Here is a 26,987-nt window from a genome sequence, read left to right on the forward strand (position 1 = left end):
TGAATTACGAATTGAATTCGTAATTCCCTTATTCGTAATTCATAATTTAGTTACCTTTGTCTACTATGGATTTAAAGGTAAAAGACATTACAAGATTTCTTGAGGAATTAGCGCCACTAGGCAGCCAAGAAAGCTATGATAATTCAGGGTTGATTGTGGGAAATCCTGACATGCAAGTCACCGGCGTATTGCTTTCACTAGATTGCATAGAAGCAACTGTTGAAGAAGCAATCAAAGTAGGAGCAAATTTAATCGTTGCCCATCACCCTATTGTTTTTAGTGGCTTAAAACAAATCAACGGCAAGAATCACATCGAAAGAACGGTAATTAAAGCCATCAAGAATGACGTTGCCATTTATGCAATTCACACCAATTTAGACAATTATAAATGGGGGGTAAATTATGAAATTGCTCAACGCATCGGAATTTCTAAACCTCGGATATTGGCGACCAAAAAGAACACCTTAAAAAAATTAGTTTTCTTTTGTCCTGAGAGTCATTCAGAAAAAGTGGTTCAAGCAATCTTCAAAGCAGGAGGAGGAAATATTGGAGAATATACCAACTGTAGCTTTGAAAGTTATGGAACAGGAACTTTTTTACCCGGAGAAAATTCAAATCCTTCACAAGGAAAAATTGGTCAACGTGAAAAAGTAGAAGAAAAACGCATTGAGGTCTTAATTCCAATCCACAAAGAAAGTCAGATTATAAAGGCGATGAACTATGCTCATCCTTATGAAGAAGTTGCACATGACATTTATCCAATTACCAATGCTAATCAAGACGAAGGAGCTGGAATGATTGGAGAATTGGATCAAGCTATGAAAGTTGAAGATTTCTTAACACACCTTAAATCTACTTTTAACTGTGGAGTAATTCGCCATACTGAATTGATAAAAAAAGAAATCAAAACAGTTGCTTTTTGTGGAGGAGCGGGTAGCTTTTTACTTAACAACGCGAAAAGTCAACAAGCCGACATTTATATCACTGGTGACTTTAAATACCATGAGTTTTTTAACGCCGAACAAGCGATAATCATTGCTGATATCGGACATTTTGAGAGTGAGCAATATACTCCGCACTTAATTCTTGGTATATTGAAGAAAAATTTTATTAACTTTGCCTTCCATTTGAGTAAGGTGAATACAAACCCTATTAATTATTTTTAGCATTTATGGCAACAAAAGCAAAAGCTAAGTCAAGCACAACTGTCGCTGAGCGCTTAGAAGCATTAGCGAATTTACAGCAAATTGACTCTGAAATTGACCGTATATTAACGATTCGCGGAGAACTTCCTTTAGAGGTTGAAGATCTTGAAGCAGATATCGAAGGTCTTGAAAAAAGAGTTGAGAAATTGACTGTTGAATTAAAAGATATAGAGACTGAAATCAGTAACCGTAAGAATGAGCAAAAAGATGCTCAAGCGGCTATTTTACAATATAAAGAAAAGCAAAACAACGTTCGAAACAACCGTGAGTTTGAGTCTTTAAGTAAAGAAATTGAGTACCAAGAATTGGAAATTCAATTGCACGAAAAAAGAGCTAAAGAAGCAAAGGCTACGATTGAGAACAAAAAAGAGGTGATCAAAGAAGTTCAAGACAGATTGGCTGGACGTAAGAAAGACCTTAAAGCCAAGAAAGCGGAACTGGATAACATTATTGCAGAAACAGAAAAAGATGAGGAAAAACTCAACAAGAAGTCTGAAAAAGCAATGAAACAATTGGACGACCATTTAAGAACAGCATACGCGAGATTGCGCTCTAGTGCTAAGAATGGTTTAGCTGTTGTTCCTGTTGACCGTGATTCTTGTGGAGGATGTTTCAACAGAATCCCACCACAACGTCAATTAGACATCATTCAAAAGAAAAAAATCATCATCTGTGAGCACTGTGGAAGAATTTTAATTCCAGGTGAAGAGATTGAAGAGGAGGTTGACACAAAAGCAAAGAAAAAGAAAAAGTAATTCTTTATCCCAATATTGAAAAAGCCCTAGCAAATTTGCTGGGGCTTTTTTTTTGACCTATTCCAAGTCCAAGGTGAGACACACCAAACCAACAACTGCTAAACAACACACCTACTTCACCCTGGGAGTTAATCCAGAACATATAAATAATGACTCGGTTCTGTTTCAAAAGTTGGGAGCAGCTGATGCAAACACTCACTTCCCTTTAGCTTTGAACATACTCAATGAGTGAGAAAAAGATTAGTTGGCGAATAAAAAAGGTAGAAACTCCTCGTCGTTCTGTTACGTTCGTACGAACAATCTACTGTCAGATTAATACTTGATTGATACTTGTACAGGAATAGAGGTCAATTATCTACTGCCTTCTTTTCAATCGTTAATCTCCAATAAATAACAGGTTTATACATCCAAAAACCAGCTATTATTTATTCCAATAGACTTAATCAAACTTTGTCAGCTTGAAACACAGAAACATATAGTTTTGATCAAAAAAAAAAGCGAGCCTTTCGACCCGCTTTAAATTATCTATACTAGTTTATTGCTTTACTACCCTCGCCCTTGCAAAAGTTGTACTGCCTTTAACTGTCACCATATAAGTTCCATTCACAAGACTTGACAAATCAAGTACAATTTCTTTTTCTGCGCTCACTATTTGTTCAACGCGCACACCTTCCATAGAGTAAACAGTAATCATGCGCTCTTCATTATTTTCAAAAGAAATATTCACACTGTTCCTTGTTGGATTAGGGTATAGGCTTAATTGTGTAATTTCATTCACAGAAACACTTGCTGTATCAGAAGGCTCATCTACACACGAAGTTTCACCAGCCACAGTTAAGGAATCATAAGACATACATCCATTTTCATCTTCATAAAACACCTCATACAGACCATTACAATAAATTACAGTGTCATAGTAAAATGTTGCTCCCGTAATTCCTGTATCTGTTCCATCAAAAGACCAAGAAGTTGTACCTTGGTTTGTATTTACGAATAAATTCCCACTCATTCCTTGCGAAATTTCAATTTGCGTTGGTTGCGGATATAATGTAACATTGATTGTATCCTTCCCTAAACAACCATCAACTGAAGTACCGAAGACAACAATTCCTCCATTTACTACAGGCGTATAGTATTCACCATTTTGAATTGTATCACCATAAGTTGGAATTGTATACCATTCGTAAGTATCTGCACCAGTTGCATTCAACAAGATTGAATCACCAGGACATCTGAATCGGTCTGCTCCACCATCAACCACAGGGATTGGAAAAACTTCTACGTTAATAGAAGTTGTATTTTGACAACCCATCTCATCAGTTACAGTCAGTTCGTAAAAACCAGCTGTATCTGCAGTAATGGTTTGAATATTCTCACCGGTATTCCAATCATAAACATCAGCAGGATCTGCAGAAAGATTTACCGATCCACCATCACAAAAAGAAGTTGGCCCACTTGGTGTAATGGTCGGTCCAGGCAATGGATTTACAACTACTATCACCGTGTCAAAGTCGATACAACCTGAAGCACTTTCTGAACTCACCACATAAGTTGTCGTTAAAGTTGGAGTTGCTATAGGATCATCGCATGCAGTACAAGTAAAATTACTTGGCGTTATTGGGTCACCTGAAATCGCCGACCACTGGAAGTTTGTTCCTCCGGCAACATTCAGTTGAACACTTTCACCCACACAAATCGTATCATTTAAAGACGCTATTGTTTCTAATTGACAGTATTTTATTGTACTAAAATCACGCAAGGTTCCTGCTCCAGTTGACGAACCAGTTACAAATAAGTTCCCATCCACATCGATTTTAAAGTCTGACATTTGATCACTCTGTGATACAGGTCCATCAAATCTTTTGGTCCAACCAACACTTCCTAAAGTATCCAGCTTAACCGTAAAATAATCATCAGAAGTAGCTGCTTTATTTGAATATCCCGCAACGTACACTTCAAAATTACTATTTACAATAATTTCGTTTGCTGTATCATATCCGTTAGTTGGGCTTTGGTATATATAATCCCAATGTTTTACTCCATCAGGTCTAAAACGTGCGACATAAAAATCTTCACCGTTTCCAACATTTTTCAAACTCCCTACAAGATAAACATGATTATCATCATCAACTGTTACACTTTTCACCTTATCATCAGCTCCATCCGTTCCACCAAAAACTTGGCTCCATTGAAAAGTTCCAGCAGCATCAATTTTCACCAACATAATTTCATCATCAAGATAAAGTCCTCTATAACTTGTCCCTCCAACATAAACACTTCCGTCATTTGCAACAGCTATCGAGACCGCTCTATCAGCAGCATTATTTCCGTCTGTTCTTAATTGCCATTGAAGCGCTCCTGCAGCATTATATTTAATGGTGTAAAAATCTAATTGAGATGCACTGCTATGGCTTTCTCCTGCAACATATACATTATTTGCAGCATCAACAGTTACTGTATTTGCGAAATCTCTATTTGTTGTAGGACTATAAGTTTGAGTCCAATTCAAAACTCCTGAAGGACTAACGGAAATTGTTTCAAAACGAGAATCAATTCCACTTATTTGTACTCCCCCCACAAGGATAACATTATCATTTCCATCAATAGTTATATCTTTTAGTTCATCATAATTTGCTGAACCGGTATGGTTATATGTCCATGTTACACTCCCATCAACCGTAGATAATTTTTGAGCAAAAATATCATAATCACTCCCCCCTACGTAATAGAAACCTCCAATAACAGGGTCATCGTTACTGTCTAAGGCAATACCTACCGCTTGGCTTATTCCCGTAACAGGTGCTGGAGTAGATACATTCCAAATTTCATTTCCATTAGGATCATACTTTATGGTCACAACTTCATAGTTGGCTCCATTTTTACTTGTCCCAACAACATAAGAGTTCCCAACATTATCGATCACAATTCCTTCGCTAAAGTCGTCCTTATTATCATTATCGAATCGACTTTCCCACATTATATTTAACTGTGCATGGCTTGTAAAACCTAGGATTAAAATAGCAAGAATGAGTAGAGTTTGTTTCATGATTGTAGTTTATTTAAAGTAGTAATATGTTTTTTTCAACAACACAAAACTACATAAAATATGGACAAGGAAACACTTTTATCTGTTTTTTTTATGCATTCATCCACTTCTTTTAGCAGTTAATCAAAAAAAACATTATTTTTGCCTTTAGAAAATCGAGAAATTACATTTACTTATGAGACAACTACTACTTCTTTTAACTGTATTGTTATTTACCTCATTTGCATACGCTACTCACATTGTTGGGGGGAGTTTAACTTATGAGCACCTAGGAGGATCCACATATAGTGTCAAGTTAAAACTATACCGAGACTGTGGTCCTGGGAACGCTGCTTTTCCAGTTAATGCAGCAATTCAAGTTAGAAATGGTGATGGAACAACACCTTCTCCAAATTTAAACTTCAACATGCCTAGGATGGGAATAATTACATTAGACCCGCCTTTAGATTCCTGTGCGGTTGACCCTGGGATTTGTGTAGAGGAAGCGGTTTACACAAGTATTGTAAGTCTACCTCCATCTGCAACAGGATACCATCTATATTGGAGTACTTGTTGTCGAAACAATTCATTAGACAATGTGAACAACCCTGGAAGTGCTGGAGAAGCATTTAATACTTATATTCCAAATACTTCTGAGTGGCTAACCAACTCCTCACCGAATTGGGTTAACTTCCCTCCAGTATTTGTCTGCCAAGGAATCGATGTCGACTTTGACCATTCTGCCACAGACGCCAACGGAGATTCATTGGTTTATTCACTTTATACTCCTTATGATGATAATGCACCTACATATAACGCCAATCCAATTCCAAACAACATTAACTTCACTCCTATTACTTGGTCACCAGGATTCAATGCCAACGACCCTTTAGGATATCCAACCAACCCACTAGTAATTGATCCACAAACAGGATTACTTTCTGGAATACCAGCGACACTTGGTCAATATGTGGTTGGAATTAAATGTGAAGAATTTAGAAATGGTGTGAAAATCGGAGAAGTTGTTCGTGATTTTCAATTCAACGTTGTTGACTGTCCCCCAGCAAAAGACGCTGGCATTGGTCCAGTAACAGGCTGTGCAGGAACATCAATTGATATGATCAATGCTTCTGCTCCTGGAGCCTCAGATTTTTATTGGGACTTTGGAGATGGAAGTCCAGGTGTTGCAGGATATGAACCTTCACATGTTTTCCCTTCTATTGGTGATTACACGCTAACTTTAATTGCACAATATGGAACCGTATGTGCAGATACTGCAACAAGATTATTAAAAATTGGAACTGTTAACGCAGACATGGATGACTTAGACTCAACATGCATTAGTAATGCCGCAAGTTTTACTGACAATTCAACAACAACGAACATGACGGTTAACTCTTGGGAGTGGGATTTTGGTGATGGTACACCAATCAGCACTGTTCCTAATCCTTCACATATATTCAACTCATCTGGAGACATTGATGTTCAATTAATAGTTGGTACCGATGGAGGTTGTTATGATTCAATCACCAAAACAATTTATGTTCAAGGTCTACCAAATGCAGATGTTGGTCCAGATACAACAGCATGCTTCAACAATCCAAACATTAATTTAAATGGAATTGTTACGAATGCAAGCGGAGGTGTTTGGGTTGGAAATGGCGGTACATTCAATCCAAGCACAACGGATTTGAATGCCAACTACACTCCTTCTCAACTTGAAATCAATACTGGATATACAGACTTAATTCTGTCTACAACGGGGAATGGACTTTGTCCTTCTACGCAGTCCACACTACACATTGACTTTATTGCGGGTCCAACGATAGATGTAGGTCCGGACATACAAGTTTGTTCAGACACGAGTTCTGTTCCTTTATCTGCAACTTTCCAATATGCAGGAGGCGTAGAATGGTACACCACTGATGGAACAGGATCATTTACTAATTCAACATCAGCGAATACTCAATATATTCCTACCCAAGCAGATATCAATGCCGATTCCATTCAGATTATCGCACATACTATTATCAATGGAAACTGTTTTGCTGCATCTGACACATTATGGGTGACTTTTTATGCACCACCCTCAATTTCGTTGGTTTACATTGACTCAGTTTGTGCAAACAATCCTATTTACATTGACGCTAACTCAACAACAGGTTCTGGGATCTGGACAACTACTGGAGATGGAACATTCACAAGCGACACCGCAAACGCCACCTCTTACATTCACGGACCAGCAGATTTAGCTTTTGGAACTGTAGAGATCTATTTTGAATCTGAACTCAATGGGGGTTGTCAAGTTCAAAGAGACACCATTAACATAGATATTCTAGCAGCTCCGATAGTTGATTTCCAATTCTCAGAAGGATGTTACGGAACAGCAACATCTTTTACAAGTGATATAATTGTTACAGATCCTATAGTTGCTTATTCATGGTCTACAGGAGGAAATGAATTCTCAACTCAAGAAAACCCAGATTATATCATGCCAGATGTGGACACAAATGATGTAACGTTTATTGCATATTCTCAAAACGGCTGTTCAGATACAATTACAAAACCTGTATCGACATTCTATTTACCTACAGTTAACTTCACTGCCCCTGCCCCATGTTTAAACGGTGGTACTCAATTCTATGATTCTAGTTATGTTATTGGTGGTACAGCTACAGGTTGGGAATGGAACTTTGGAGATGGAGGGTCAAGCTCAGAAGAGAATCCATTACATTACTTTGACAATGCGTCGAATTACAATGTACAACTTATTGTCACATCGGCTGAGGGCTGTGTAGATTCATTGACGAAGGTAACAACCATTTACTCTGGTCCAAATGCATCTTTTTCGGCTACACCACAATCGGCATATGTTGAGCAAGACATTAACTTTGTAGATTTATCAACGAGTGATTTCCCAATTGTATTTTGGGAATGGGACTTTAACGATGGAAACTTTTCAAATGACCAAAACACAACACACGATTATTCAACAGGCGGAAGTTACGAAGTACTTCTTGCAGTTCAAGACGAAAACGGATGTTTAGACACAGCAAGAAATGTCGTACACATTAATTTACCCCCTAAAGTTCCTGCTGCATTTTCACCGAATGGAGATGGAAACAATGACTTTTTGTATGTTTATGGTGGACCATATGCGAAGCTTGACTTCAAAGTATACAACAACTGGGGAGAAGTTATATTCCAAACCAATGATCCAGCAGTAGGTTGGGATGGTACATATAATGGAGTAGAACAACCCGTTGGAGTCTACGTTTGGACCGTTCAAGCAACTACTATCGATAACGAACAACACGAAATATCTGGAGACACTTCACTAATCAAGTAAGATTAACTTATGAATCAATTTAGAAAAACACTAGTATTGTTTATAGGAATTTCCCTAGGCCAATCTGCTATTGGTCAAGATTTTCACCTATCGCAATACGACGCAGCACCTTTAAATACAAATCCTGCATTGACGGGAATGTTTGAAGGAAAACACAGATTTCATCTACACTACAGGACCCAATGGGCGGCTGTAGCAACTCGTCCTTTTGTAACAGCTCAAGTGGCGTGGGACATGAGGATAGGAAAAAAATGGGGCTTTGGAATTCAAGCCATGAACTACAGAGCTGGAGCAGGAGCATATAACACTGCCCAAATATTGCCTTCAGCCTCATACAGCATTCCATTGTCTAGAAGTAAATTCCACAGAATCACCTTAGGGGTATCCGCTGGAGGGTTCCATAAGTCATTTGACCAAAATGCACTGAGTTGGGGTTCACAATATGAAGCCAACAACCAAGGTGGACATTTCAACACTTCATTAGGTTCGGGAGAAAACCTTCCTTCTTCTGGAGTTCTACGTCCTGACTTTAATGCTGGAGCGATATACTATTTTGCTGCACCTGGGGCAAGAGTAAATCCATTTTTGGGAGGTAGTGTATTCCACCTAAGTCAACCTGAGGAATCTTTCCTTGGAACAGGGAACCGACTTCCAATGCGTTACTTAATTCATGCGGGAGCTAGGGTTGGAATCACAGAACGTCTTTCATTACTTCCAAAAGCCTATTACCAAAGACAAGAAAATGCAGAGGAATTAACTTTCTCTTTATTAGCCCACTATTATTTAAAAGGACCAGATGTCTTTCTAATTGGTGGAGCCACCTATAGAAATGCAGACGCTGCGATTTTAGAACTAGGTGCAAAATGGGGAGGTTGGGAAGCCCGTATTTCATATGACTTCAATACATCTACATTAAAGCCCGTATCGAATGGTCGAGGTGCAACAGAACTTAGCCTTACCTATATAATATTTGAAAAAACCACTAATCCAATTCCAACATGTCCAAGATTATGAGAAATTTATACATAACTACTTTAGCAGTGATTGTATCAATTAGTTTTGGGTACAGTCAAACCAATAAAAGTTTAATCCGTTCTGGAGATAAAGAAATGGAAATGGAGAACTATGCTTCTGCCGTTTACTTTTATTCAATGGTAATTAACCGATTAGCAGGTGGAAATGAAGACCTGGCTTATCATCCATACAGTGTAGGAGCTTTTTATAAGTCTGACCCGAAAGGAGGACCAAAAGAATTTTTCCCACCGAAAAATCCTAAGAACGAAGATGAGCTTATTGTGCTTCATAAACTTTCAGATGCTTATCGTTTAGCAAAAGATTACGAAAATGCAGAAAGATGGTATGCAGTAGCCGTTGAAAACGAAAAGGAAGAATTCCCTTACGTTGAATACTTTTATGGCTATTCTTTAATGAAGAACGCTAAATATGAAGAGGCTAAAATTCAGTTTGAAAGAATGATCACTAAATTGAACAATCCTGAAAACTTATACCATAAGTTATCATTAGAAAAGATTGGAGATTGTAACTTCGCATTAGAAGATGAAGGAACACATTCTAAAGCTGAAATTAGACTTTTGGATCCTACTATTAACAGAGGAACAACCTCCTTTGGTATGATGTACCATAAAGATGGATTGTTATTTTCTTCTGCAAGAATTGATTCAATGCTCCCTGAGGACTATGAAGCAGGCTATGATATGTATAATAGTGATGTTTACTTAACCAAAGCCAATAATGACGGAAGCTTTACGGAGCCATTATGGTTTGAAGGAAACGTTAACTCACCTTCTATCGAAGGAGGAGCAACTTTATCTCCAGACGGGAAAGCAATGTACTTCACACGTGTCAATCCAGAAAACCAAAGTGAAACTGGAATCTATGTTACACGATTCTTTAATGGTCGTTGGACAGAACCATTTAAATTGGGGAAAGACATCAATTTAGATGGCTACAAATCAACAACGCCAAGTATGGCTGATGATGGAGTAACCTTATACTATGCTTCTAATCGCCCCGGTGGATATGGAGGTATGGATATTTGGGTAACAACAATTAATCAAGATGGAGAAACTACAGAACCAAAAAACCTTGGTGATAACATTAATACAGCACAAGATGAAGTGACGCCATTTTATCATCCAGAATCAAAAACACTATACTTCTCTTCAGAGGGGCATATTGGATTTGGTGGATTGGATGTGTTTAAAACAACAATAAACATAATTACAGAATGGTGGGACAAACCAATCAATGTTGGAAAACCAATCAATTCAGAAAGAGATGATTCATATTTTGTTTGGGGAAAAGAAATGAACAAAGGTTACCTCTCTTCAGATAGAGGTGGGTGTAATGAATGTGATTCTGTGAGAACATTGAACATGCACTGTAATAACATTTATGAGGTTACACGTCCAGAGGTGATTATTGGTATCAGTGGTTACGTTTACGATTTTGATACAGATGAAATCATTCCAAACGCACAGATTAATTTCAAAGATATTCGTGGTGAAAAGGAGGACTTAATGATTACAGCAAATGAAGATGGGTATTACGAAACAACCCTTTCTATAAATCAAGAGTTTTTCATTAAATCAACAAAGAAGAATTACTTTGCCGACGCACAGATTGCAAACACTTTAGGTGTGGTTGAATCTACAAATTTGATACAAGACTTCTTTTTAACAAAGATTCCAACTGGGGAGATTGCCATAAAAGGAATAGAATATGACTTTGATGCGGCAACATTACGACCACAATCAAAAGTGGAATTGGATAAATTAGTTGAATTCTTGAACCTTAACTCAGGCTTAAAAATTGAAATCCGTTCACATACAGATGAAAGAGGAGCCGCAGAATACAACATGAAGCTTTCTCAACGAAGAGCACAAAGTGTTGTTGATTACCTTATCGACAAAGGAATTGCCTTAGAAAGACTCGTAGCACAAGGTAAAGGAGAAACTGAACCTGCTATAATCGTAATAGACAATAAAGAAGTCGAATTAACTCCAGCATTTATCAATGGACTTTCTGATGAAGATTTGCAAGAGCAATATCACCAAACAAATAGAAGAACGGCCTTTAAAGTATTAGCAAATTAATGCTCTATTTAAAAAAATATAAAATTAAATACTATGGAAGAAAACAAACAAGTTACAGATACATCAGTAGGTGTTATTGCTTACCTAACCTTAATCGGTTTTATTATCGCACTTATTTTGAACAACGATAAAAAAGACGAAGTTAAGTCTTTTGGAGCTTTTCATTTAAGGCAGTCTATTGGATTAATGATTTCAGGATTGATTTTAATGATTGGTCTTGTCATATTAACGGTAATCCTCACCCTAATTAGTCCAACACTTGCAATTACATTATCTGGTATTTTATACCCTGTAATCTACCTCGGTATGTTAGCCTTATTGATCATTGGAATCATTAATGCTGCAAACGGAGCAAAAAAAGAATTGCCTGTTGTTGGTCCGTTCATCACCAAAACTTTTGGAAAAGCATTTGAGTAGATTTTTTTTAAATACAACATATTGTGAACCACTTCAGCTTTGAAGTGGTTTTTTTATATTTTTGCCTAAAAGATTTTAAAATGTCGCAAAAACCAAGTATTCCAAAAGGAACTAGAGATTTTCTTCCTTTCCAAGTAAACAGAAGAGAGTATATTTATGACACCATCAAAAGTGTTTTTAAAAAATATGGTTTCGCTCCTATTCAAACTCCCTCTTTTGAGCATTCTTCAACACTTATGGGAAAGTATGGTGAAGAAGGAGATCGTTTGATTTTTAGAATACTGAACTCAGGAGACAAAGTAAAAAAAGCAGATCTGAACGCACTTGAAGATGGAAACCTACCCAAGTTTGCCAATTCACTTGCTGAAAAAGCCTTGCGTTATGATTTAACTGTTCCTTTTGCAAGGTTTGTTGTACAGCACCAAAACGATTTGACTTTTCCTTTCAAACGTTATCAAATCCAACCTGTGTGGAGAGCTGACCGTCCTCAAAAAGGAAGGTATCAAGAGTTTTATCAATGTGACGCAGATGTAGTGGGTAGCGACTCACTTTTATTTGAGGTAGACTTCATTCAGATTTTTGATGAAGTCCTTTCTGATTTAAAAATTCCAGACTTTACCATTCAAATCAATAACCGTAAAATTCTTTCTGGAATTGCAGAAGTAACTGGCGAGGAAGATAAAATCATCGACATTACAGTAGCCATTGACAAACTTGACAAAATAGGTGAAGATGGTGTGGTGAAAGAATTATTAGAGAAAGAAGTAAGTCAAGCTGCAATTGACCAAATTAAGCCTTTGTTCAGTCTTACTGGAAATACACAAAAGATGCTTGACTTCATGCGCGAATTCCTTGCCAGCAGTGAAGTGGGGATGAAAGGGATTGAAGAATTAGAATATGTTTTTGCTAAAACTGAAATCTTAGGCCTGCGCAATGCAAAGTTAGACTTCGATGTTACCTTGGCCAGAGGGTTAAATTACTATACAGGAGCTATTTTTGAAGTCAAGGCGAACGGAGTAAAAATGGGTTCTATTTGTGGAGGTGGTCGTTATGATGACCTCACAGGACTTTTCGGAATGAAGAACTTATCAGGAGTAGGAATTTCATTTGGTGCAGATAGAATTTACGATGTGTTAACGGAATTAGAGCTATTCCCGGGAAACATTAACCAAACCCTAGAGTTTTTATTCATCAATTTTGGTGAAAAAGAAGCTGATTTTGCACTTCCTATTCTTCAAAAACTAAGAAACGCTTCAGTTCCTTCAGAAATGTATCCTGAAAGCGCAAAACTAAAAAAGCAGTTTAAATATGCAGATGATAAAAATGCAAAGCATACTGTGGTAATTGGTGAAAGCGAAATAAAAAATAATGAAGTAACCGTTAAAGAAATGCAATCTGGAGAACAAGTAACAATGTCTGTAGATGATTTCATAAAAAAATATTGTGCATAATGAAAGTAATAGTCCTTGATCATCAGCAATTCGAGATAGACGAATTATTCCAATTTATCCGTTCAAGAAACAAAGTTGAATTAGGAGAGAATGCAAGAAAAGCCATTTTAAAATGTCGTGAATACTTAAACGACAAAATGGAAAACACCGAAGGAAATATTTACGGTATAAATACTGGATTTGGTTCGCTTTATGACCAATCAATTTCTAAAGAAGACCTTGCCAAATTACAAGTGAACTTAGTACGCTCTCATGCCTGTGGTACGGGAGAAGAAACTCCGAGCAACATTGTAAGAACAATGCTTTTATTCAAAGCTATTGGACTGCATTACGGTCATTCGGGTGTTCAATTGGAAACTGTTGAAAGGCTGCTTTACTTTTACAACCATGACATCATCCCTGTAGTGTATGAACAAGGTAGTTTAGGAGCATCAGGAGATTTATCACCATTGGCACATATTGCCCTTGCACTTATTGGTGAAGGTGAAGTCTACTACAAAGGAAAAAGAATGTCAACAGCTGAAGTATTAACTTCATTAGACCTCTCTCCTATTCAATTGCAATCAAAAGAAGGATTAGCCTTGTTGAATGGAACTCAATTCATGAGTGCTTACCTTGCGCATTCTGTATACGAAGGAAAACAGATTTTGAAACAAGCCAATATTAATGCAGCAATGTCATTAGAAGCTTATGATGGAAGAATAGATCCCTTCACTCCTTCTGTCAACAAAATCAGAAATCAAGCTGGTCAAATAAAAACGGCAGAAGCCATTCGTGGAATATTAGCAGGGAGTCAATTCATCACTCAAGAAAAAGTACATGTCCAAGACCCTTATAGTTTCCGTTGTGTACCTCAAGTACATGGCGCAAGTTGGGATACTTTAGACCATGCTGAGCAAGTAGTGACTAGAGAAATCAATGCGGTAACAGATAATCCGACCATTTTCCCCGATGAAGACTTAATTGTTTCTGCAGGTAACTTTCATGGACAACCATTAGCCTTAGCACTAGACTTTCTTGCAATTGCCTTAGCAGAATTAGGGAATATTTCTGAACGTCGAATTTATAAACTCATGGGCGGAATGCGAGGATTACCAGCTTTCTTAGTTGCCCAACCAGGACTCAACAGCGGATTTATGATTGCACAATACACCGCAGCTTCCATTGTTAGTCAAAATAAACAATTGTGCACACCAGCATCAGTCGACTCGATTGACTCATCAAACGGTCAAGAAGACCATGTAAGTATGGGTGCCAATGCTGCTACAAAATTATATCGTGTAGTTGAAAACCTTTGGCAGATTTTAGGAATAGAATTAATGGCCGCTTCACAAGGAGTAGAATTTAAAGGGGTAGAAAAAACCAGTTCTGTTTTGAAAGATGCCCATCAGGACTTCAGAAAAGCTGTACCTTTCATCAAGGAAGATGAATATATGTCTACTTACCTCAGAACAAGTAAAGATTACGTTAAAAAAAGTAATAACTCAACATTATAATTGGTCAATCGGCCACAAAAAAACACTAAAACAAGGATGCTATGGAAGAATTAACAACAGAAACACAAGCTAAAAGACCCGTTTTACTAACTGTTCTTGTAATCCTAAGTGCTATATACATAATCGGTAGTCTTTTGGCTGTAACTAGTGCATTAATTAGTGGTCCACTCTCTGAGGAAGCCTTAGAAACAGAGTTGGAAGGGCTTTACGGATTATCCGCTGAACTGAGTGCTAATGGTGCTGGAGAGCAATTAGCCGGCATGGCCAATACGATAATTGATAACGCAGTGTACATTAACAATGAGGTTTTTATGTTGTCCCACACCTTATCCTTAATTACTTTAATCATTGGAGCAATTGGAGTTTTCATGATGTTCAACCTCAAAAAGATAGGATTTCACCTCTACGTGATTTATAGTTTGCTGCCTATTATTACAATGTACATAATTACGCCGATGGAACTAATCATCACTTTTTCAGTCATCTCAGCAGTTGTTCTTGCAGCACTTTTCTCCGTACTTTATGGCCTGAATTTAAAGCACATGAAATAAATGCAACTTTTACTTGCTCACTTTATTATTGAATTGACGAAGTCTATATTTAATTAGATATACAAACGCCAGTACACTTCCTGTAAAAGCTAGGCCAGCGCCTACCAACATTGGGGTGTTGTAGGCCAATCCCAAACCGATAGGAATAGCACCAAAATACGCCCCTATACTATTTCCAATATTAAAGGCCGCTTGTCCAGCCGAAGCTGCTAATGTTTCTGCTCCTTCGGCGCTATTGATCAACATCATTTGCAAACTAGAGCCAATACTAAATGCCACTGCTCCAGTTAAAAAAGCCATAGGATAAGCAGCCCATTCTACCGAAGAAATAAAATACCCAAAGACCAATACAAGGGCCATTGCCATAAAAGAATACATTGCTGCTTTTGTAGGAATCACGGTATCGGCAAGTTTCCCTCCGATTAGATTTCCAATGAACATTCCTAAACCGACTAAAAACATTATGATGGGCACATTTCCTTCATTAACTCCAGACACTTTTGTTACCAAAGGTCCGATATAGCTGATCCAAGCAAACAAACCACCCGTTCCAATCGAAATTACAGCAATAATCAACCACGCTTCTTTTCGTCCGAAGTAATTCATTTGTTTACGGATATTGATGGTAGGTTTTTCAATTACAGGCAACCAAAAATAAATACTAACTGCCGTAACAAGTCCCAACAGGCTAATTACACCATAAGTAATTCTCCATGAAAAATGATGTCCCACATAGGTTCCCAAAGGAATTCCAGCGAGATTTGCCAAGGTCATTCCAGTAAACATTGCAGCGATGGCTTGCGCTTCTCTTCCTGGCTTAGCGAGTTTTGCAGCGACCACCGAACCAACGCCAAAAAACGCTCCATGAGGTAAGCCAGAAACAAACCGAGAGATGTAAAGACTCCAGCTGTTTGGCGCCATGGAAAAGATGCCATTGAATAAAAAGAACATGAGCATCAAATAGATCAACACTTTTTTAGGGGGTACATTTGCTGTAGCAATTACTAAAGTTGGCGCACCCACAACAACTCCCAAGGCATATAAGCCAATCAAGTTACTGGCCTTAGGAATGCTGATGTTTACATCTTTGGCAATATCCATGAGTAAACCCATCATATTGAATTCAGTCATTCCTATTGCTAACCCTCCGAAAGCTAATGCGATTAAGCCCTTGTTCATCTATCTTGCTGTCTTTTAAAAAATGCAAAGATACCTATTAAAAAAGGTCTTAAATCAATTCTTAACAAGAAGTTAAGCATTTCATTTATATAAATGATAGGCAAAATTTAGAACCGACAAAAAAATTGAATTATTCTAAAATTGGTTTTAGATGAATTAGGCGCTTTATGAACTTTTTAGGGGTAGTTGAAGAAAATATTAAGAACGTTATACAATTGGGTTGGGCTTCAGGTTAACCTTAATAATGCGTTTATGAATTCTCAAATCCAAAATCTTCTGTGAAATAGCAAGCTATTTCGCAGAAGATTTTGGATTTGAACTTTTGACTACCCATCCACACCAAGGACTTTCGTCCTTGGCTATAAATATGTCGTACCTTCGGCACTTTTTAATATTATAGATTTGATCTTTGATTTATCAATCTACACCATGGATTTTCGTCATAGGATAGAAGCACGTCATACCTTCAGCACTTTTTGTTTGAGTGCTATAGCATTCATCATTTGCTAGCGACAGACTAATCCTTTCGAAGGTAGTAAATGAAATTATGATTCATATTTATAATTCTAGAAGTATACATAAATTTATATATCTCAAAAACGATGGCTTTGATTTATTTTTTAGGAAAACAATTTCATTAAAAGCCTTGAATTGCCTATTTTTATTTAAAATTAAATGAGTGATAAAAAATGAAGATACTTAAAACAATAACCATTGGAATATTGGTATTAGGCCTAAGTTCCCTTTCAAGCTGTAAAAGAGAAGGATGTACCGATCCCAACAGCATCAACTTTGATACAAAGGCAAAAAAGAATGATGGATCATGCAGATATCAGGGAGAGGTAGTATTTTGGTATGGAGAAAATACAGCAAATGACTTACAACTTAATGGTGCAACTACTTTAACTTACTACGTAGATGGACAAGTAGTGGGATCTTCGGCTACAAATGTATATTGGACCGCCGCTCCAACATGTGGCCAGAATTCTTCCATCACAGTTACAAAAGACTTAGGAGTCGCTACAAACAGGAGCTACCCATATTATGTCAAAGACCAGTTAGGTGTAAATCGTTGGTCGGGGGTATTAAACTTCTCAGCGAATACCTGTGAATCGATTGAATTAATCTATTAAAAAAACTATTCTCGATCACTAGGAGACTGAAAAGTCTCCTTTTTTATTTCTTCTACCTTATTTAAACAACAACAAAGTCATTAATGGATTGAAAATGTGCATCCTACCGAAAAAACAAACTTTCTTTTTCGTAATTCAACAATAATTTATTTACATTAGATTAAACTCAACAAATTAGAGGTGCAAAATGGCGAATATTCAAAATATTGAAAATGAAATCCTAAGGCTTAGGGAAGAATTAAAAACACATCGCCTCTACAAGAATTTAAATGACATTTCTGATGTACAAGTATTTATGGAGTGTCATGTCTTTGCTGTTTGGGATTTTATGTCTTTATTAAAATCACTTCAAAGGGATTTGACGAACATAAATGTACCATGGATTCCTGCACAAAACTCTGATGTTGCAAGATTTGTCAACGAGATCGTTTACGAAGAGGAAAGTGATGTCAATGAGTTAGGAGAAGCAAAAAGTCATTTTGAAATGTACCTCGATGCCATGCGTCAGATTAATGCTGACACTTCTAAGATTGAAGAGTTTATTGTGCATTTAAAAAAGGGGTGTTCTGTTCAAAAAGCACTTGAAAAAGTTAAGATAGATGACAGAGTTGCTGAATTTGTAAACTTTTCATTTTCTGTGATCGACACAAAGCAAGCCCACATTGTGGCTTCTGCTTTTACCTTCGGAAGGGAGGGAATTATTCCGGATATGTTTATCGAAATTTTACAAAATGGAAATCCAGAAAATCAATCCTACAACAAACTTACTTACTATCTTCAACGTCATGTTGATTTAGATGGGGATGGACATGGCCCTTCCTCCCATAAAATGGTCTCTGAACTTTGTGGTGATGATGAGCAAAAGTGGCAAGCAGCCGTATCTATTGCCAAAAAAGCTTTAGAACAAAGAATATCACTTTGGAATGCCATTGACGATTTAATTACAATGAAAAACAATAACGTATAATTTATGACCTTTAACTACTCCATTTGTCACCCCGATAAAGAACTTATCGAATATCCTACTGAATTAATTGATGCACAAAAAGCCATTGAATTGGCTAAGACTTATCCTTGGATAGAACAGCTTCAACTATGTGATGAACTCCATGATGCAAAAATATATTATAGTCCATCTTTAGATTTTAAAAATACCCAAGGAAAGAGTTCCTTTGGAATAACAGCTGATGAATTAGATAATTCAGGGGTTCCAAAATTCTCCCTCTGGTACAGTAGACCCATAAAAGTGAGACTGTTATTTGGGCTTTTAGGACAAACTGAACGCATGTTAACCAGTGATTTATCTTCTTATACTTTAGAAGAGGCACTCCAATATTTAAAGTACTTCCTAGACGGAAATAAAGAAAAAATTGAAGCACTATACAAAGCATAATGGACAATAAAATAGCATTGCTTCGCGGAATTAATGTTGGTGGAAAGAAGAAAATTCTGATGGCTGATTTAAAAGAATTATTTATCCAATTAGGGTGTAAACAAGTTAAGACTTACATTCAAAGTGGCAATGTTCTTTTTGAATCTATTGAGGACAATTCTCAACTTGCTGATCAAATTAAAATAGCCATCCAAAAAAAGTTTGATTTTGATGTCCCTGTCATTCTCCTTTCTAAAGCGGAATTAATCGAAGCTTATACCTCAAACCCTTTCCTTTCAGAAAACATAGAGATGGGGAAATTACATCTTACTTTTTTAAAAGAGCAACCCACTGCAGAAGCTATTGAACAGCTTAAATCAATGGATTTAAAACAAGACCGTTTTGAAATCATAGCGAAAAATCTCTACATTCATTGTGAAGGCAAATTTCATAAAACGAAATTAACCAGTGCTGTAATCGAACGAAAACTCAACACTCAAACCACAACAAGGAACTGGAAAACGGTAACAAAACTGGTGGAACTTTGCCAGAATCATGGAGAATAAAAAAGAAAGTCGTATCTTTCTTTACCTCATCCCTCTAGAATCAAATCATTCAATAAATACACCAAACAATGGACATTCAAAAGATCGCAGAATTCTTCTCATTAGGAAAGTTTCACAAGGTTATCAAACACCTAAGTGATGACATAGTCTGGAATGTTGTTGGAGGAAGAACCTTTAAAGGCAAGGTAGCTGTGATTAAAGATTGTGAACAAACAGAACGTTACTTTCAATCTGTAGATACTGATTTTAAAATCATAAACCGTATTGTAGACAATAACAAAATCGCCATTACAGGAACCGCTAAGATTAGCAAGAACGGTAAACGCATCGATTTTTCATACGCCTGCGATGTTTTTGAATTCAATGAAGATCAAAAAATCACCAAGATTACCTCCTACTGTATTTCAGAACACGAAGATGTGACAACGTTTTAAGTTCTTATCAATTGAACTTAGTGATTATTTCTTTTTAATACGATCGGTCTTTGGATCATAACCATAAGGACAATGTTTACATCCATTTTTACAACAATATCCTCTCCTCAAAAGGTATTGTTCAGTAAATACAATATACCCTTCCTCAGTCTTATAATAGTCACCCTCAATGAGTGGAATCTTCTTTTTGAACATGATTACCTATTGTTTAAAGGAAAGAAAAATGCAATTCTATAAATAATAGGAAGGTATTTTGCTGCTCCAGGATTATTTGGATTTTGTAATTTAAAGAAATAGTCGCGACTCAATGGAGAAGGATCTGTGGTGTATGGATCTCTAAAGCCATCAACAACATCATAAAGAATTCCAACATTGAGGCGAACAGGTCCAAAGCTTTTTGAAATCCCACCTCCCAAGAACGCAGTCAACCTCCATTTTTTATCTGGATTTTTGAACACGAATGGGTTTTGAAGCAATTCCATTTCAGTTCCAAGAAAAAACCACTCTAAAAAGCGATAATGAAGGAAAACTCCTCCCCCAATCGTTGAAGATTTTCCTGAGGCCCCTGTTGTATGGTTTTTCGAGAACATGTATTGATAGCGTAAACTAGGTCCGAAAGCTAATGCCTCCTCTTCAACAAGAGCAAACTTTAATGCTCCACCAAAAGTTCCTCCATGCGTAGAAAAAGACGCTGCTTGAATCTCTACTCCAATTTCAGTATGATAGGACTGTGCTTTTCCTGCAGTAGAAAACAGAAGCAATCCGATAATAAAAGCCAAATATTTCATTGATTTGAATTTTTAACGAAAATAATAAATTTCAAGCTCAATTCAGTTTATTTCCCAATTGATGTCTGCCTTTATACAACATTCCTTTCCAATGTCCTGTCTTATAATAAATAAAACCAACGACGGCCGCCATAAAGTTGGAAATGGGGAATGACCACCACAAACCAACCTCATCCAGTGTCGTGTTATTAGAAAGTAGATAAGCAACAGGGAAGCGAATCATCCATAATCCGAATATGGAAATCAATAAAGATACTTGTGTAAAACCAGCTCCATTGAAAACACCATTCAGAACTTGTTGAAGCCCAAGTAAACCAAAGCTAGGTGCCATAATTTTAATAAACAAAGCACTGTCTTTGATTACTTGCGGGTCATTTGGCACAAAGAATGCCGTAATCGGTTCGGCAAAAAAGAACAACAACATTCCTACCCCTGTTAGTCCAAAAAATGCAATCTTCGCACTCATATCTCCTACTTGTTCTGCACGTTTAATTTGACGGGCTCCAATGTTTTGCCCCACTAAAGTGGTGGTTGCTATAGAAAATCCAAGTGCTGGAATAACAATTAAGCTTAAAATACGAACGCCAATTCCGTATGCTGCAACAACTTCACTTCCAAAACTTGTAACCAACACCACAAGCATAGTCATTGCTCCTGCGCGTGCTGATTGTTCTAAACTTGATGGAATACCGATAGCAAACATTTTCTTTGTCCAACCGAAGTCCCACTTCATTTGAGAGAATTTAATTTTAATTCCACGCTTTCCTTTCAATAAAATAACAATACCTGCTACAGCTGAAATCCCCTGAGTTATCACACTGGCTATTGCCGCTCCTGCGACTCCCATTCCTTCAAATGAACCAAAACCAAAAATAAACAAAGGATCAAGGACCAAATTCAGCAAGACCGTTCCCAACACAATATACATGGGAAGCCATACATTTCCGATTCCCCGCATAAGCGCTTGGAAAACGAAGAACATAAAAAGGAACATGAATCCAAATGAAGAGTATTTAAAATAAATTACAGAGTCTGCTAAAATTTCAGGTCCTGCGCCAACAAGTTGCATTAAAGGCTCAGCGACATAAAAAGTTACGACTGAAAGAAAAATCGATAGGAAGAAAATGACGAAAACTGTCTGAGAAGAGCTGTAATTTACATTTTTCTGATTCCTTGCTCCTTTGGCTTGAGCAACAATTACAGAACCTGCGAGTGTTAATCCACCTCCAAGAGAAAGAATTAAGAATAAAATCGGAAAACTTAAACTAACCGCTGCAACTGCATTCGCCCCCAATCGTCCTAACCAAAAAGTATCAATCAACTGATACATACTCTGCAGAGCATTGGCTAAAATAATGGGCACAGAAAGGTTAATCAAAGAGCTTAAAATACTCCCTTCAGTTAGATTTCTATCTTTTAGTTTCTTCAATATTCCTTTTATTTAGTTAACTCAACACTAAGTCAATCAATTTGTTCGTTGAACTAGGGCTTCACCATGAAATGCTGAACTGCTGTCAATACATCTCGATACGCCCAATGAATCATATTATCTTCTTCAATAAAAGGTAATCCACCTGCTAAAAACAAAGATTGAATTTGGTCGAAAATTTTCAAGTGTCTTTCTCCAAGTAGAGTGCGGATCTTTAACGCCTCCTCTTCGGTGAATTCTTTCTTTAAACTTAATTCTTCTGTTGTTTCAGCCAATGCGTATAAATTCTCTTCTGTTGATTGAATTAAAGGATTCAGTTCCTTTTCAATTATCGCAATTACCCCAGGCTTTCTTAAATCACTTAAACAATGCTTGATTAAACAATTGACCACTCCAAGAAAGGATGCGCTCATACATAATCGTGCAAAAGACTGGAAAGGAATATGAAAAACGCCATAATGATAATTGTTCTTTACCACATTCATCTGAAAATCATACCCTTTTGGAACTTCCGCCTGATCTAACACAATCCCAAACGAAGATGAATTCCGCATCCCCATAATTGGCCACTTTTCTGCTGAAAGTTGAACCTGCTCTTTCGGCACAACAAATATTTTCGCTCCTTCTTTTTTGCTGTTGGCTGTTAAGCTAAATAATGTAGCGTGATTTGCTCCTGTGCACTTGCTCCATTCACCAGAAATTTGATATCCATTTGTTGTTGTTCGCCATTCCCCACTGGTAAAACCACTTCCCGCAATTACTGCTTGATCTGAAGAAAACAGAGTTTTAGCAACTTCATCATTAAAGAATCCTGAAAACCAATTTGCTCCAGCACCTAGGTTGACAGTCCATCCTAAGCCTCCTTGAATTTCAGCTATTTCTTTCAAGACTTTACATCCTTCCGGCATCGACAATTCGAGTCCTTGATAAGATTTCGGAACAAATATTTTAAACCATTTTTGGTCATAACAGTGTTTCAATTTGTCTTCATTCAAAAACAGTTGCTGATATTCTTTAAGCGTAAATGGATTCATCTTATGTCTTTCTCTATTTTACAAATTACAGTTGAAAGGCGAAGCATCATTTAAAAACTTTATATAAAGCCTCAATGACCTGGTCTTTTTCCAATTGATAATCGATTGTAGATTTTCCTATTTTATTTAACAAAGTGAAATTGATTAAAGCTCCTTTGTTTTTCTTGTCATGTTCCATCAATTCAATTAAAGTTTCGAAATGAGCAGGTTGAATAGGAAGTTCAGGATATTGACTGCGAATAACTGACTCTATTTTAGACAGATCTTCAGGAGGCAATTCGGCAGATTCTTGAGAAAGATAGGATTCAACCAACATTCCCCAAGCCACACATTCACCATGTGTGATTTCAACTTCTTGTTCGATTAGAAATCCTTCAATACTATGTCCTATGGTATGACCAAAATTCAATTTCTTACGGTCTCCTTGCTCTTTAAAATCGGCATCGACGATATTTGCTTTAATTTGAATCGCTTCAGCAATTAGGTCTTCGTGAGGAATTTTAGAAGTGTCTGCATTCAATCGATAAAAGAAATCTTCGGAGGCAATTAGTCCATGCTTAAGCATTTCCGCCTTTCCTGCTAAAAGTTCTTTGTCATCAAGCGTATTTAAGAAAATAGGGTCGCAAAATGTAATTACTGGCATGGAAAAAACGCCCAACTGATTTTTGTGAGCGCCTAAATTGACTCCCGTTTTTCCACCCACAGAAGCATCGACCATGGCCAACAATGTCGTTGGAATATTGATAAAATCTATTCCTCTTTTATAGACTGAAGCAATAAATCCCCCCATGTCAGTTACAATTCCACCTCCAAGATTAATCACCAAGTCATTGCGTTGGATATGATAATTTGTCAAAGCTTCCCAAACCTGAAATGAGACTTCCATAACTTTATTGTCCTCTCCTGTCGGTAAAACAATTACTTCAGCCTCCTTAAGTGCTTCAAATGAAGTTAATAAATACGGCCAACATTCTTCTTGTGTATTTTCATCAACGATAACAATCTTCTTGCTGTTTTTGTATTGGGTCGTTAAAAGCAAGTTAAAACTTGAACTACTCAACATTCCCAGCTCTATTTTGTTATTTTTAGACGCAATTTGCTTTGACATAGAAAATATTTTAGAATGTTTAAAAGACAAAACAACAACAACTTTTTAACAATCGAAAGAACATTTATCAAAAAAAGTGAGGAACATCAGTTAAAAATGTTTGTGTATAATTTATTTGAAATTAAATTTGCCGAATGATATCATTTGATAATACAGAAATCGCGTTCAGTTACAAGTCTGACAAAGAATTAAAGCGTGCTTACACCATGTTTAAATTAGTGGGGAAATCATGGCTTGTTCAATTGGGAAAAAAGATGGTTCCAATCGCGTTTAAATTAAGGTTGCCTATCAATGGATTGATAAAGAGCACCATTTTCAAGCAGTTTTGTGGCGGTGAAACGATTGATGATTGTGACGAGACCATCCAAACCCTCTTTGACAATAAAGTGGGGACCATTTTGGATTATTCTGTAGAAGGGAAAACTGAAGAAGTTGACTTTGATGCCACACGAGATGAGATCATGGCCACCATTGAAAAAGCCAAAGGAAACAAGGCTATTCCATTTGCCGTTTTTAAAGTCACCGGGCTTTCTCGTCATGCCTTACTTGAAAAGTTGAATGACATCAATGCAGAACCAACAGTTTTGGAACGTGCAGAATTCGCAAGAGTTGTAGACCGCATCAATGATATTTGTGCTCACGCCCATAAGAGTGATTGTCCTATTTTTATTGACGCTGAAGAATCGTGGATTCAAAACACTATTGATCGTGTAGTTGAAGCAATGATGGCCAAATACAACAAAGAGAAGTGTATTGTGTATAACACTTTACAAATGTATCGTCACGACCGTTTAGAATACCTTCGAAATGGAATTTCAAAAGCAAAACGTGAAGGGTATAAATTTGGCGGAAAACTTGTGCGTGGTGCGTATATGGAAAAAGAACGTGACCGTGCAGCAGAAATGGGTTATCCCTCTCCTATTCAACCCGATAAAGAAACTTGTGACATTGATTTTAACGAAGGAATTCGTTTAATGGTTCAAGAAATCGAACACTGTGCCTTATGTTGTGGAACACATAACGAAGAAAGTTCACTTCTGCTTGTTGATTTATTGGAAGAATATGGTGTTGCAAAAGATGACAAGCGAGTATATTTCGCACAACTTTTAGGAATGTCTGATCATATTTCTTTCAACTTGGCTCACGCAGGATATCAAGTAGCGAAATATGTTCCTTATGGCCCGGTAAAAGAAGTAATGCCATACTTATTGAGAAGAGCTGATGAAAATACTTCTGTTGCTGGACAAACGGGTAGAGAATTAAGCTTGATTTCTAAAGAATGGAAAAGAAGAAAGGGAACGAAGAAGAAGTAAATACAAGATCATTCCGTATTCCAAGGTCTCGTTCATGAAGGCGGTTTAACTTTCTTTCTTCGTTTTAAATGTAAAATGCTTTTGTGATAGATAGCTAAAAGTTACAACAATAATTATCGTCAGCGCTTTTGAAATTGTTGGATAAAAATGAAAGATTTCAACGAAGGTTTTCAGTAAGGCATAGTTCAAAATCAGGTTGACCAATACCAGAAGAAAGTAGCGAAACAATTGCACCCGGCCTTTAATATTTGATTCTGTCCAGACTATATATTTTGAAAGTAAGAATCCTGTAGGAAAGGTAATAGCAAAGGCAAAAAGAAATGCTGCTATATAAGGTTCAAAAGCAAGATACGGTGTGATTTGTACGATTTCTTTGTCGAATATAAATTGGTAGGCTATGAAATACAAGACCAAATCTAAAAGCATATTGGCACCACCACATGCTGCATAATAATAGGTCTTCCTATTCAAAAAGGGTTTGAAAACAGGATAGAAAAAATCAAGAAAACGAAGAATCAAATTTCTCATGAACATTTTGTCTGTTCCACAAAAATAAAAGGATTGTCTAAATAACCTTAATTTGTAGATTAAACAATCTGTTTTGAAGTTGTTTTCTAACAGAGAAAAGCAATAAGGGAGGTTTTTAATAGGGTAAGATTAATTTATTTTACTCACCTTAATCCACCCTTCGTTTTTATGATACAATGCACAAACTGTTGCATCTTTTGCTGAACCATTGCACTCTTCAATTTTTTTGAAAGTTGCAGTTACTACATCTCCGTTAGCAAAAGAAGATACTTTTTCGGGGTTACAAACATGATAGTCTTTTTCATTAAACTCCAAATACGTCCCAGAACAATCCCGAACCACAGTTACAGTTTTATTTCGCTCTTTCGCACAAGCAGACAGAAAGAAGAAAATCATTGAAACAAGGAAAATACTTTTTTTCATTTTAGTTTAGTTTTAATTTAGGCTAGCTTTAGTTTTGTTAAAACGCTAGTCCTCTATACTTTCTACAGGCGACTAAAAAATACAAAGATTTTTTGAGAAATTACAAAATTACTCCATAGTTCAATTGGTTTATTGTCTTGTCGCCAGAATTGATTATATGTTACATTAGATTTTTTACTTCCATTGCGTTTAAAAGTTTCCAACAAATTTTCTTTTCTACTTTCCCTGTCATTTTCTTTAATTGCTTTTACGACAGCCATGCTTGTATGTCGTTTAAAACTTCCGAGTAACTGACCTGGTGGTATTCCTTCAGTA

The 26,987-nt window shown here is 36.8% G+C and carries 24 protein-coding genes and 1 pseudogene; 15 read left to right on the plus strand and 10 right to left on the minus strand.

What is annotated here, in order from left to right; genetic code table 11:
- Positions 1-65 precede the first annotated feature (65 nt).
- Together ACN0U3_RS03910 and ACN0U3_RS03915 are read left to right on the plus strand one after the other, a co-directional pair.
- Positions 66-1,166, plus strand: coding sequence for a Nif3-like dinuclear metal center hexameric protein (locus ACN0U3_RS03910; RefSeq protein ID WP_417265211.1), 1,101 nt, complete (start codon positions 66-68; stop codon positions 1,164-1,166).
- 5 nt (positions 1,167-1,171) lie between these two features.
- Positions 1,172-1,960 (plus strand): zinc ribbon domain-containing protein, encoded by a 789-nt coding sequence (locus ACN0U3_RS03915; protein WP_299203929.1) that lies wholly within the window; start codon positions 1,172-1,174, stop codon positions 1,958-1,960.
- 535 nt (positions 1,961-2,495) lie between these two features.
- Here ACN0U3_RS03915 and ACN0U3_RS03920 read toward each other — a convergent pair.
- Positions 2,496-5,006 carry an SBBP repeat-containing protein gene (locus ACN0U3_RS03920; RefSeq protein ID WP_417265212.1) on the minus strand — a complete coding sequence of 837 codons (2,511 nt, stop codon included), beginning with the start codon at positions 5,004-5,006 and terminating at the stop codon, positions 2,496-2,498.
- A gap of 175 nt (positions 5,007-5,181) precedes the next feature.
- Here ACN0U3_RS03920 and ACN0U3_RS03925 point away from each other — a divergent pair, with 175 nt between their 5' ends.
- From ACN0U3_RS03925 to ACN0U3_RS03955, 7 genes are all read left to right on the plus strand, one after another.
- Positions 5,182-8,334 carry a PKD domain-containing protein gene (locus ACN0U3_RS03925; RefSeq protein WP_417265213.1) on the plus strand — a complete coding sequence of 1,051 codons (3,153 nt, stop codon included), beginning with the start codon at positions 5,182-5,184 and terminating at the stop codon, positions 8,332-8,334.
- Positions 8,335-8,343: 9 nt separating this feature from the next.
- Entirely contained in the window at positions 8,344-9,348 is a 1,005-nt protein-coding gene (locus tag ACN0U3_RS03930) for a PorP/SprF family type IX secretion system membrane protein (protein ID WP_417265214.1), read from the plus strand.
- Positions 9,345-11,450 (plus strand): OmpA family protein, encoded by a 2,106-nt coding sequence (locus ACN0U3_RS03935; RefSeq protein WP_417265215.1) that lies wholly within the window; start codon positions 9,345-9,347, stop codon positions 11,448-11,450. Before ACN0U3_RS03930 ends, ACN0U3_RS03935 begins: the two co-directional genes overlap by 4 nt.
- Before the next feature lie 33 nt (positions 11,451-11,483).
- Positions 11,484-11,867, plus strand: coding sequence for a DUF4870 domain-containing protein (locus ACN0U3_RS03940; RefSeq protein WP_417265216.1), 384 nt, complete (start codon positions 11,484-11,486; stop codon positions 11,865-11,867).
- Positions 11,868-11,947: 80 nt separating this feature from the next.
- Positions 11,948-13,318 (plus strand): histidine--tRNA ligase, encoded by a 1,371-nt coding sequence (gene hisS / locus ACN0U3_RS03945; protein WP_417265217.1) that lies wholly within the window; start codon positions 11,948-11,950, stop codon positions 13,316-13,318.
- Complete coding sequence (hutH, locus tag ACN0U3_RS03950; protein ID WP_417265218.1) at positions 13,318-14,814, plus strand: histidine ammonia-lyase; 1,497 nt, start codon at positions 13,318-13,320, stop codon at positions 14,812-14,814. Before hisS ends, hutH begins: the two co-directional genes overlap by 1 nt.
- A 41-nt stretch (positions 14,815-14,855) precedes the next feature.
- Entirely contained in the window at positions 14,856-15,365 is a 510-nt protein-coding gene (locus ACN0U3_RS03955) for a hypothetical protein (protein ID WP_299203953.1), read from the plus strand.
- Between the two features lie 9 nt (positions 15,366-15,374).
- Here the strand turns inward: ACN0U3_RS03955 and ACN0U3_RS03960 are convergent, their stop codons facing one another.
- The gene (locus ACN0U3_RS03960; protein WP_417265219.1) at positions 15,375-16,544 is read right to left on the minus strand and encodes an MFS transporter; all 1,170 of its coding nucleotides are present in this window, start codon (positions 16,542-16,544) and stop codon (positions 15,375-15,377) included.
- A 689-nt stretch (positions 16,545-17,233) separates the two neighbouring features.
- Here ACN0U3_RS03960 and ACN0U3_RS03965 point away from each other — a divergent pair.
- The 5 genes from ACN0U3_RS03965 (at position 17,234) to ACN0U3_RS03985 (ending at position 20,049) form a co-directional block, all read left to right on the plus strand.
- A complete protein-coding gene (locus ACN0U3_RS03965) occupies positions 17,234-17,677 on the plus strand; it encodes a hypothetical protein (protein WP_417265220.1) in 444 nt (147 codons plus the stop codon).
- 187 nt (positions 17,678-17,864) lie between these two features.
- On the plus strand, positions 17,865-18,644 hold the full coding sequence (locus ACN0U3_RS03970) for a DUF3050 domain-containing protein (RefSeq protein WP_417265221.1): 780 nt from the start codon (positions 17,865-17,867) through the stop codon (positions 18,642-18,644).
- 3 nt (positions 18,645-18,647) lie between these two features.
- On the plus strand, positions 18,648-19,070 hold the full coding sequence (locus ACN0U3_RS03975; protein ID WP_417265222.1) for a hypothetical protein: 423 nt from the start codon (positions 18,648-18,650) through the stop codon (positions 19,068-19,070).
- The gene (locus tag ACN0U3_RS03980) at positions 19,070-19,615 is read left to right on the plus strand and encodes a DUF1697 domain-containing protein (protein WP_417265223.1); all 546 of its coding nucleotides are present in this window, start codon (positions 19,070-19,072) and stop codon (positions 19,613-19,615) included. Before ACN0U3_RS03975 ends, ACN0U3_RS03980 begins: the two co-directional genes overlap by 1 nt.
- A gap of 68 nt (positions 19,616-19,683) precedes the next feature.
- A complete protein-coding gene (locus ACN0U3_RS03985) occupies positions 19,684-20,049 on the plus strand; it encodes a nuclear transport factor 2 family protein (protein ID WP_417265224.1) in 366 nt (121 codons plus the stop codon).
- 24 nt (positions 20,050-20,073) lie between these two features.
- On the opposite strand, the gene ACN0U3_RS03990 is transcribed toward ACN0U3_RS03985, so the two are convergent.
- Genes ACN0U3_RS03990 through aroB form a run of 5 tightly spaced genes read right to left on the minus strand, consistent with a single transcriptional unit; the run spans position 20,074 to position 24,408 of the window.
- Positions 20,074-20,244, minus strand: a complete 171-nt coding sequence (locus ACN0U3_RS03990; RefSeq protein ID WP_417265225.1) for a DUF5522 domain-containing protein — start codon at positions 20,242-20,244, stop codon at positions 20,074-20,076.
- A 2-nt stretch (positions 20,245-20,246) separates the two neighbouring features.
- The gene (locus ACN0U3_RS03995) at positions 20,247-20,837 is read right to left on the minus strand and encodes a hypothetical protein (protein WP_417265226.1); all 591 of its coding nucleotides are present in this window, start codon (positions 20,835-20,837) and stop codon (positions 20,247-20,249) included.
- Between the two features lie 37 nt (positions 20,838-20,874).
- Complete coding sequence (locus ACN0U3_RS04000; RefSeq protein WP_417265227.1) at positions 20,875-22,266, minus strand: MATE family efflux transporter; 1,392 nt, start codon at positions 22,264-22,266, stop codon at positions 20,875-20,877.
- 53 nt (positions 22,267-22,319) lie between these two features.
- Positions 22,320-23,300: a hypothetical protein gene (locus ACN0U3_RS04005; RefSeq protein WP_417265228.1), complete on the minus strand. Its 981-nt coding sequence runs from the start codon at positions 23,298-23,300 to the stop codon at positions 22,320-22,322.
- A gap of 46 nt (positions 23,301-23,346) precedes the next feature.
- The gene (gene aroB, locus ACN0U3_RS04010; RefSeq protein ID WP_417265229.1) at positions 23,347-24,408 is read right to left on the minus strand and encodes a 3-dehydroquinate synthase; all 1,062 of its coding nucleotides are present in this window, start codon (positions 24,406-24,408) and stop codon (positions 23,347-23,349) included.
- A gap of 134 nt (positions 24,409-24,542) precedes the next feature.
- Here aroB and ACN0U3_RS04015 point away from each other — a divergent pair, with 134 nt between their 5' ends.
- Positions 24,543-25,721 (plus strand): proline dehydrogenase family protein, encoded by a 1,179-nt coding sequence (locus ACN0U3_RS04015; protein WP_417265230.1) that lies wholly within the window; start codon positions 24,543-24,545, stop codon positions 25,719-25,721.
- A 45-nt stretch (positions 25,722-25,766) separates the two neighbouring features.
- Here the strand turns inward: ACN0U3_RS04015 and ACN0U3_RS04020 are convergent, their stop codons facing one another.
- From ACN0U3_RS04020 to ACN0U3_RS04030, 3 genes and pseudogenes are all read right to left on the minus strand, one after another.
- The gene (locus tag ACN0U3_RS04020; RefSeq protein ID WP_299203995.1) at positions 25,767-26,249 is read right to left on the minus strand and encodes a GtrA family protein; all 483 of its coding nucleotides are present in this window, start codon (positions 26,247-26,249) and stop codon (positions 25,767-25,769) included.
- Between the two features lie 129 nt (positions 26,250-26,378).
- Positions 26,379-26,672, minus strand: a complete 294-nt coding sequence (locus ACN0U3_RS04025) for a hypothetical protein (RefSeq protein ID WP_299203998.1) — start codon at positions 26,670-26,672, stop codon at positions 26,379-26,381.
- A gap of 62 nt (positions 26,673-26,734) precedes the next feature.
- Positions 26,735-26,987: pseudogene (locus ACN0U3_RS04030) on the minus strand (transposase); the annotation flags it as partial.

Source organism: Brumimicrobium sp. (genome assembly GCF_048268645.1).
Taxonomy (GTDB): Bacteria; Bacteroidota; Bacteroidia; order Flavobacteriales_D; family Crocinitomicaceae; genus Brumimicrobium; species Brumimicrobium ulvae.

What these genes read in the sequence shown, in the direction of transcription:
- ACN0U3_RS03910 (WP_417265211.1), top strand. Translation starts at nt 66, where the DNA reads ATGGATTTAAAGGTAAAAGACATTACAAGATTTCTTGAGGAATTAGCG.
- ACN0U3_RS03915 (WP_299203929.1), top strand. Translation starts at nt 1,172, where the DNA reads ATGGCAACAAAAGCAAAAGCTAAGTCAAGCACAACTGTCGCTGAGCGC.
- ACN0U3_RS03920 (WP_417265212.1), bottom strand. Translation starts at nt 5,006, where the DNA reads ATGAAACAAACTCTACTCATTCTTGCTATTTTAATCCTAGGTTTTACA.
- ACN0U3_RS03925 (WP_417265213.1), top strand. Translation starts at nt 5,182, where the DNA reads ATGAGACAACTACTACTTCTTTTAACTGTATTGTTATTTACCTCATTT.
- ACN0U3_RS03930 (WP_417265214.1), top strand. Translation starts at nt 8,344, where the DNA reads ATGAATCAATTTAGAAAAACACTAGTATTGTTTATAGGAATTTCCCTA.
- ACN0U3_RS03935 (WP_417265215.1), top strand. Translation starts at nt 9,345, where the DNA reads ATGAGAAATTTATACATAACTACTTTAGCAGTGATTGTATCAATTAGT.
- ACN0U3_RS03940 (WP_417265216.1), top strand. Translation starts at nt 11,484, where the DNA reads ATGGAAGAAAACAAACAAGTTACAGATACATCAGTAGGTGTTATTGCT.
- hisS (WP_417265217.1), top strand. Translation starts at nt 11,948, where the DNA reads ATGTCGCAAAAACCAAGTATTCCAAAAGGAACTAGAGATTTTCTTCCT.
- hutH (WP_417265218.1), top strand. Translation starts at nt 13,318, where the DNA reads ATGAAAGTAATAGTCCTTGATCATCAGCAATTCGAGATAGACGAATTA.
- ACN0U3_RS03955 (WP_299203953.1), top strand. Translation starts at nt 14,856, where the DNA reads ATGGAAGAATTAACAACAGAAACACAAGCTAAAAGACCCGTTTTACTA.
- ACN0U3_RS03960 (WP_417265219.1), bottom strand. Translation starts at nt 16,544, where the DNA reads ATGAACAAGGGCTTAATCGCATTAGCTTTCGGAGGGTTAGCAATAGGA.
- ACN0U3_RS03965 (WP_417265220.1), top strand. Translation starts at nt 17,234, where the DNA reads ATGAAGATACTTAAAACAATAACCATTGGAATATTGGTATTAGGCCTA.
- ACN0U3_RS03970 (WP_417265221.1), top strand. Translation starts at nt 17,865, where the DNA reads ATGGCGAATATTCAAAATATTGAAAATGAAATCCTAAGGCTTAGGGAA.
- ACN0U3_RS03975 (WP_417265222.1), top strand. Translation starts at nt 18,648, where the DNA reads ATGACCTTTAACTACTCCATTTGTCACCCCGATAAAGAACTTATCGAA.
- ACN0U3_RS03980 (WP_417265223.1), top strand. Translation starts at nt 19,070, where the DNA reads ATGGACAATAAAATAGCATTGCTTCGCGGAATTAATGTTGGTGGAAAG.
- ACN0U3_RS03985 (WP_417265224.1), top strand. Translation starts at nt 19,684, where the DNA reads ATGGACATTCAAAAGATCGCAGAATTCTTCTCATTAGGAAAGTTTCAC.
- ACN0U3_RS03990 (WP_417265225.1), bottom strand. Translation starts at nt 20,244, where the DNA reads ATGTTCAAAAAGAAGATTCCACTCATTGAGGGTGACTATTATAAGACT.
- ACN0U3_RS03995 (WP_417265226.1), bottom strand. Translation starts at nt 20,837, where the DNA reads ATGAAATATTTGGCTTTTATTATCGGATTGCTTCTGTTTTCTACTGCA.
- ACN0U3_RS04005 (WP_417265228.1), bottom strand. Translation starts at nt 23,300, where the DNA reads ATGAATCCATTTACGCTTAAAGAATATCAGCAACTGTTTTTGAATGAA.
- aroB (WP_417265229.1), bottom strand. Translation starts at nt 24,408, where the DNA reads ATGTCAAAGCAAATTGCGTCTAAAAATAACAAAATAGAGCTGGGAATG.
- ACN0U3_RS04015 (WP_417265230.1), top strand. Translation starts at nt 24,543, where the DNA reads ATGATATCATTTGATAATACAGAAATCGCGTTCAGTTACAAGTCTGAC.
- ACN0U3_RS04020 (WP_299203995.1), bottom strand. Translation starts at nt 26,249, where the DNA reads ATGAGAAATTTGATTCTTCGTTTTCTTGATTTTTTCTATCCTGTTTTC.
- ACN0U3_RS04025 (WP_299203998.1), bottom strand. Translation starts at nt 26,672, where the DNA reads ATGAAAAAAAGTATTTTCCTTGTTTCAATGATTTTCTTCTTTCTGTCT.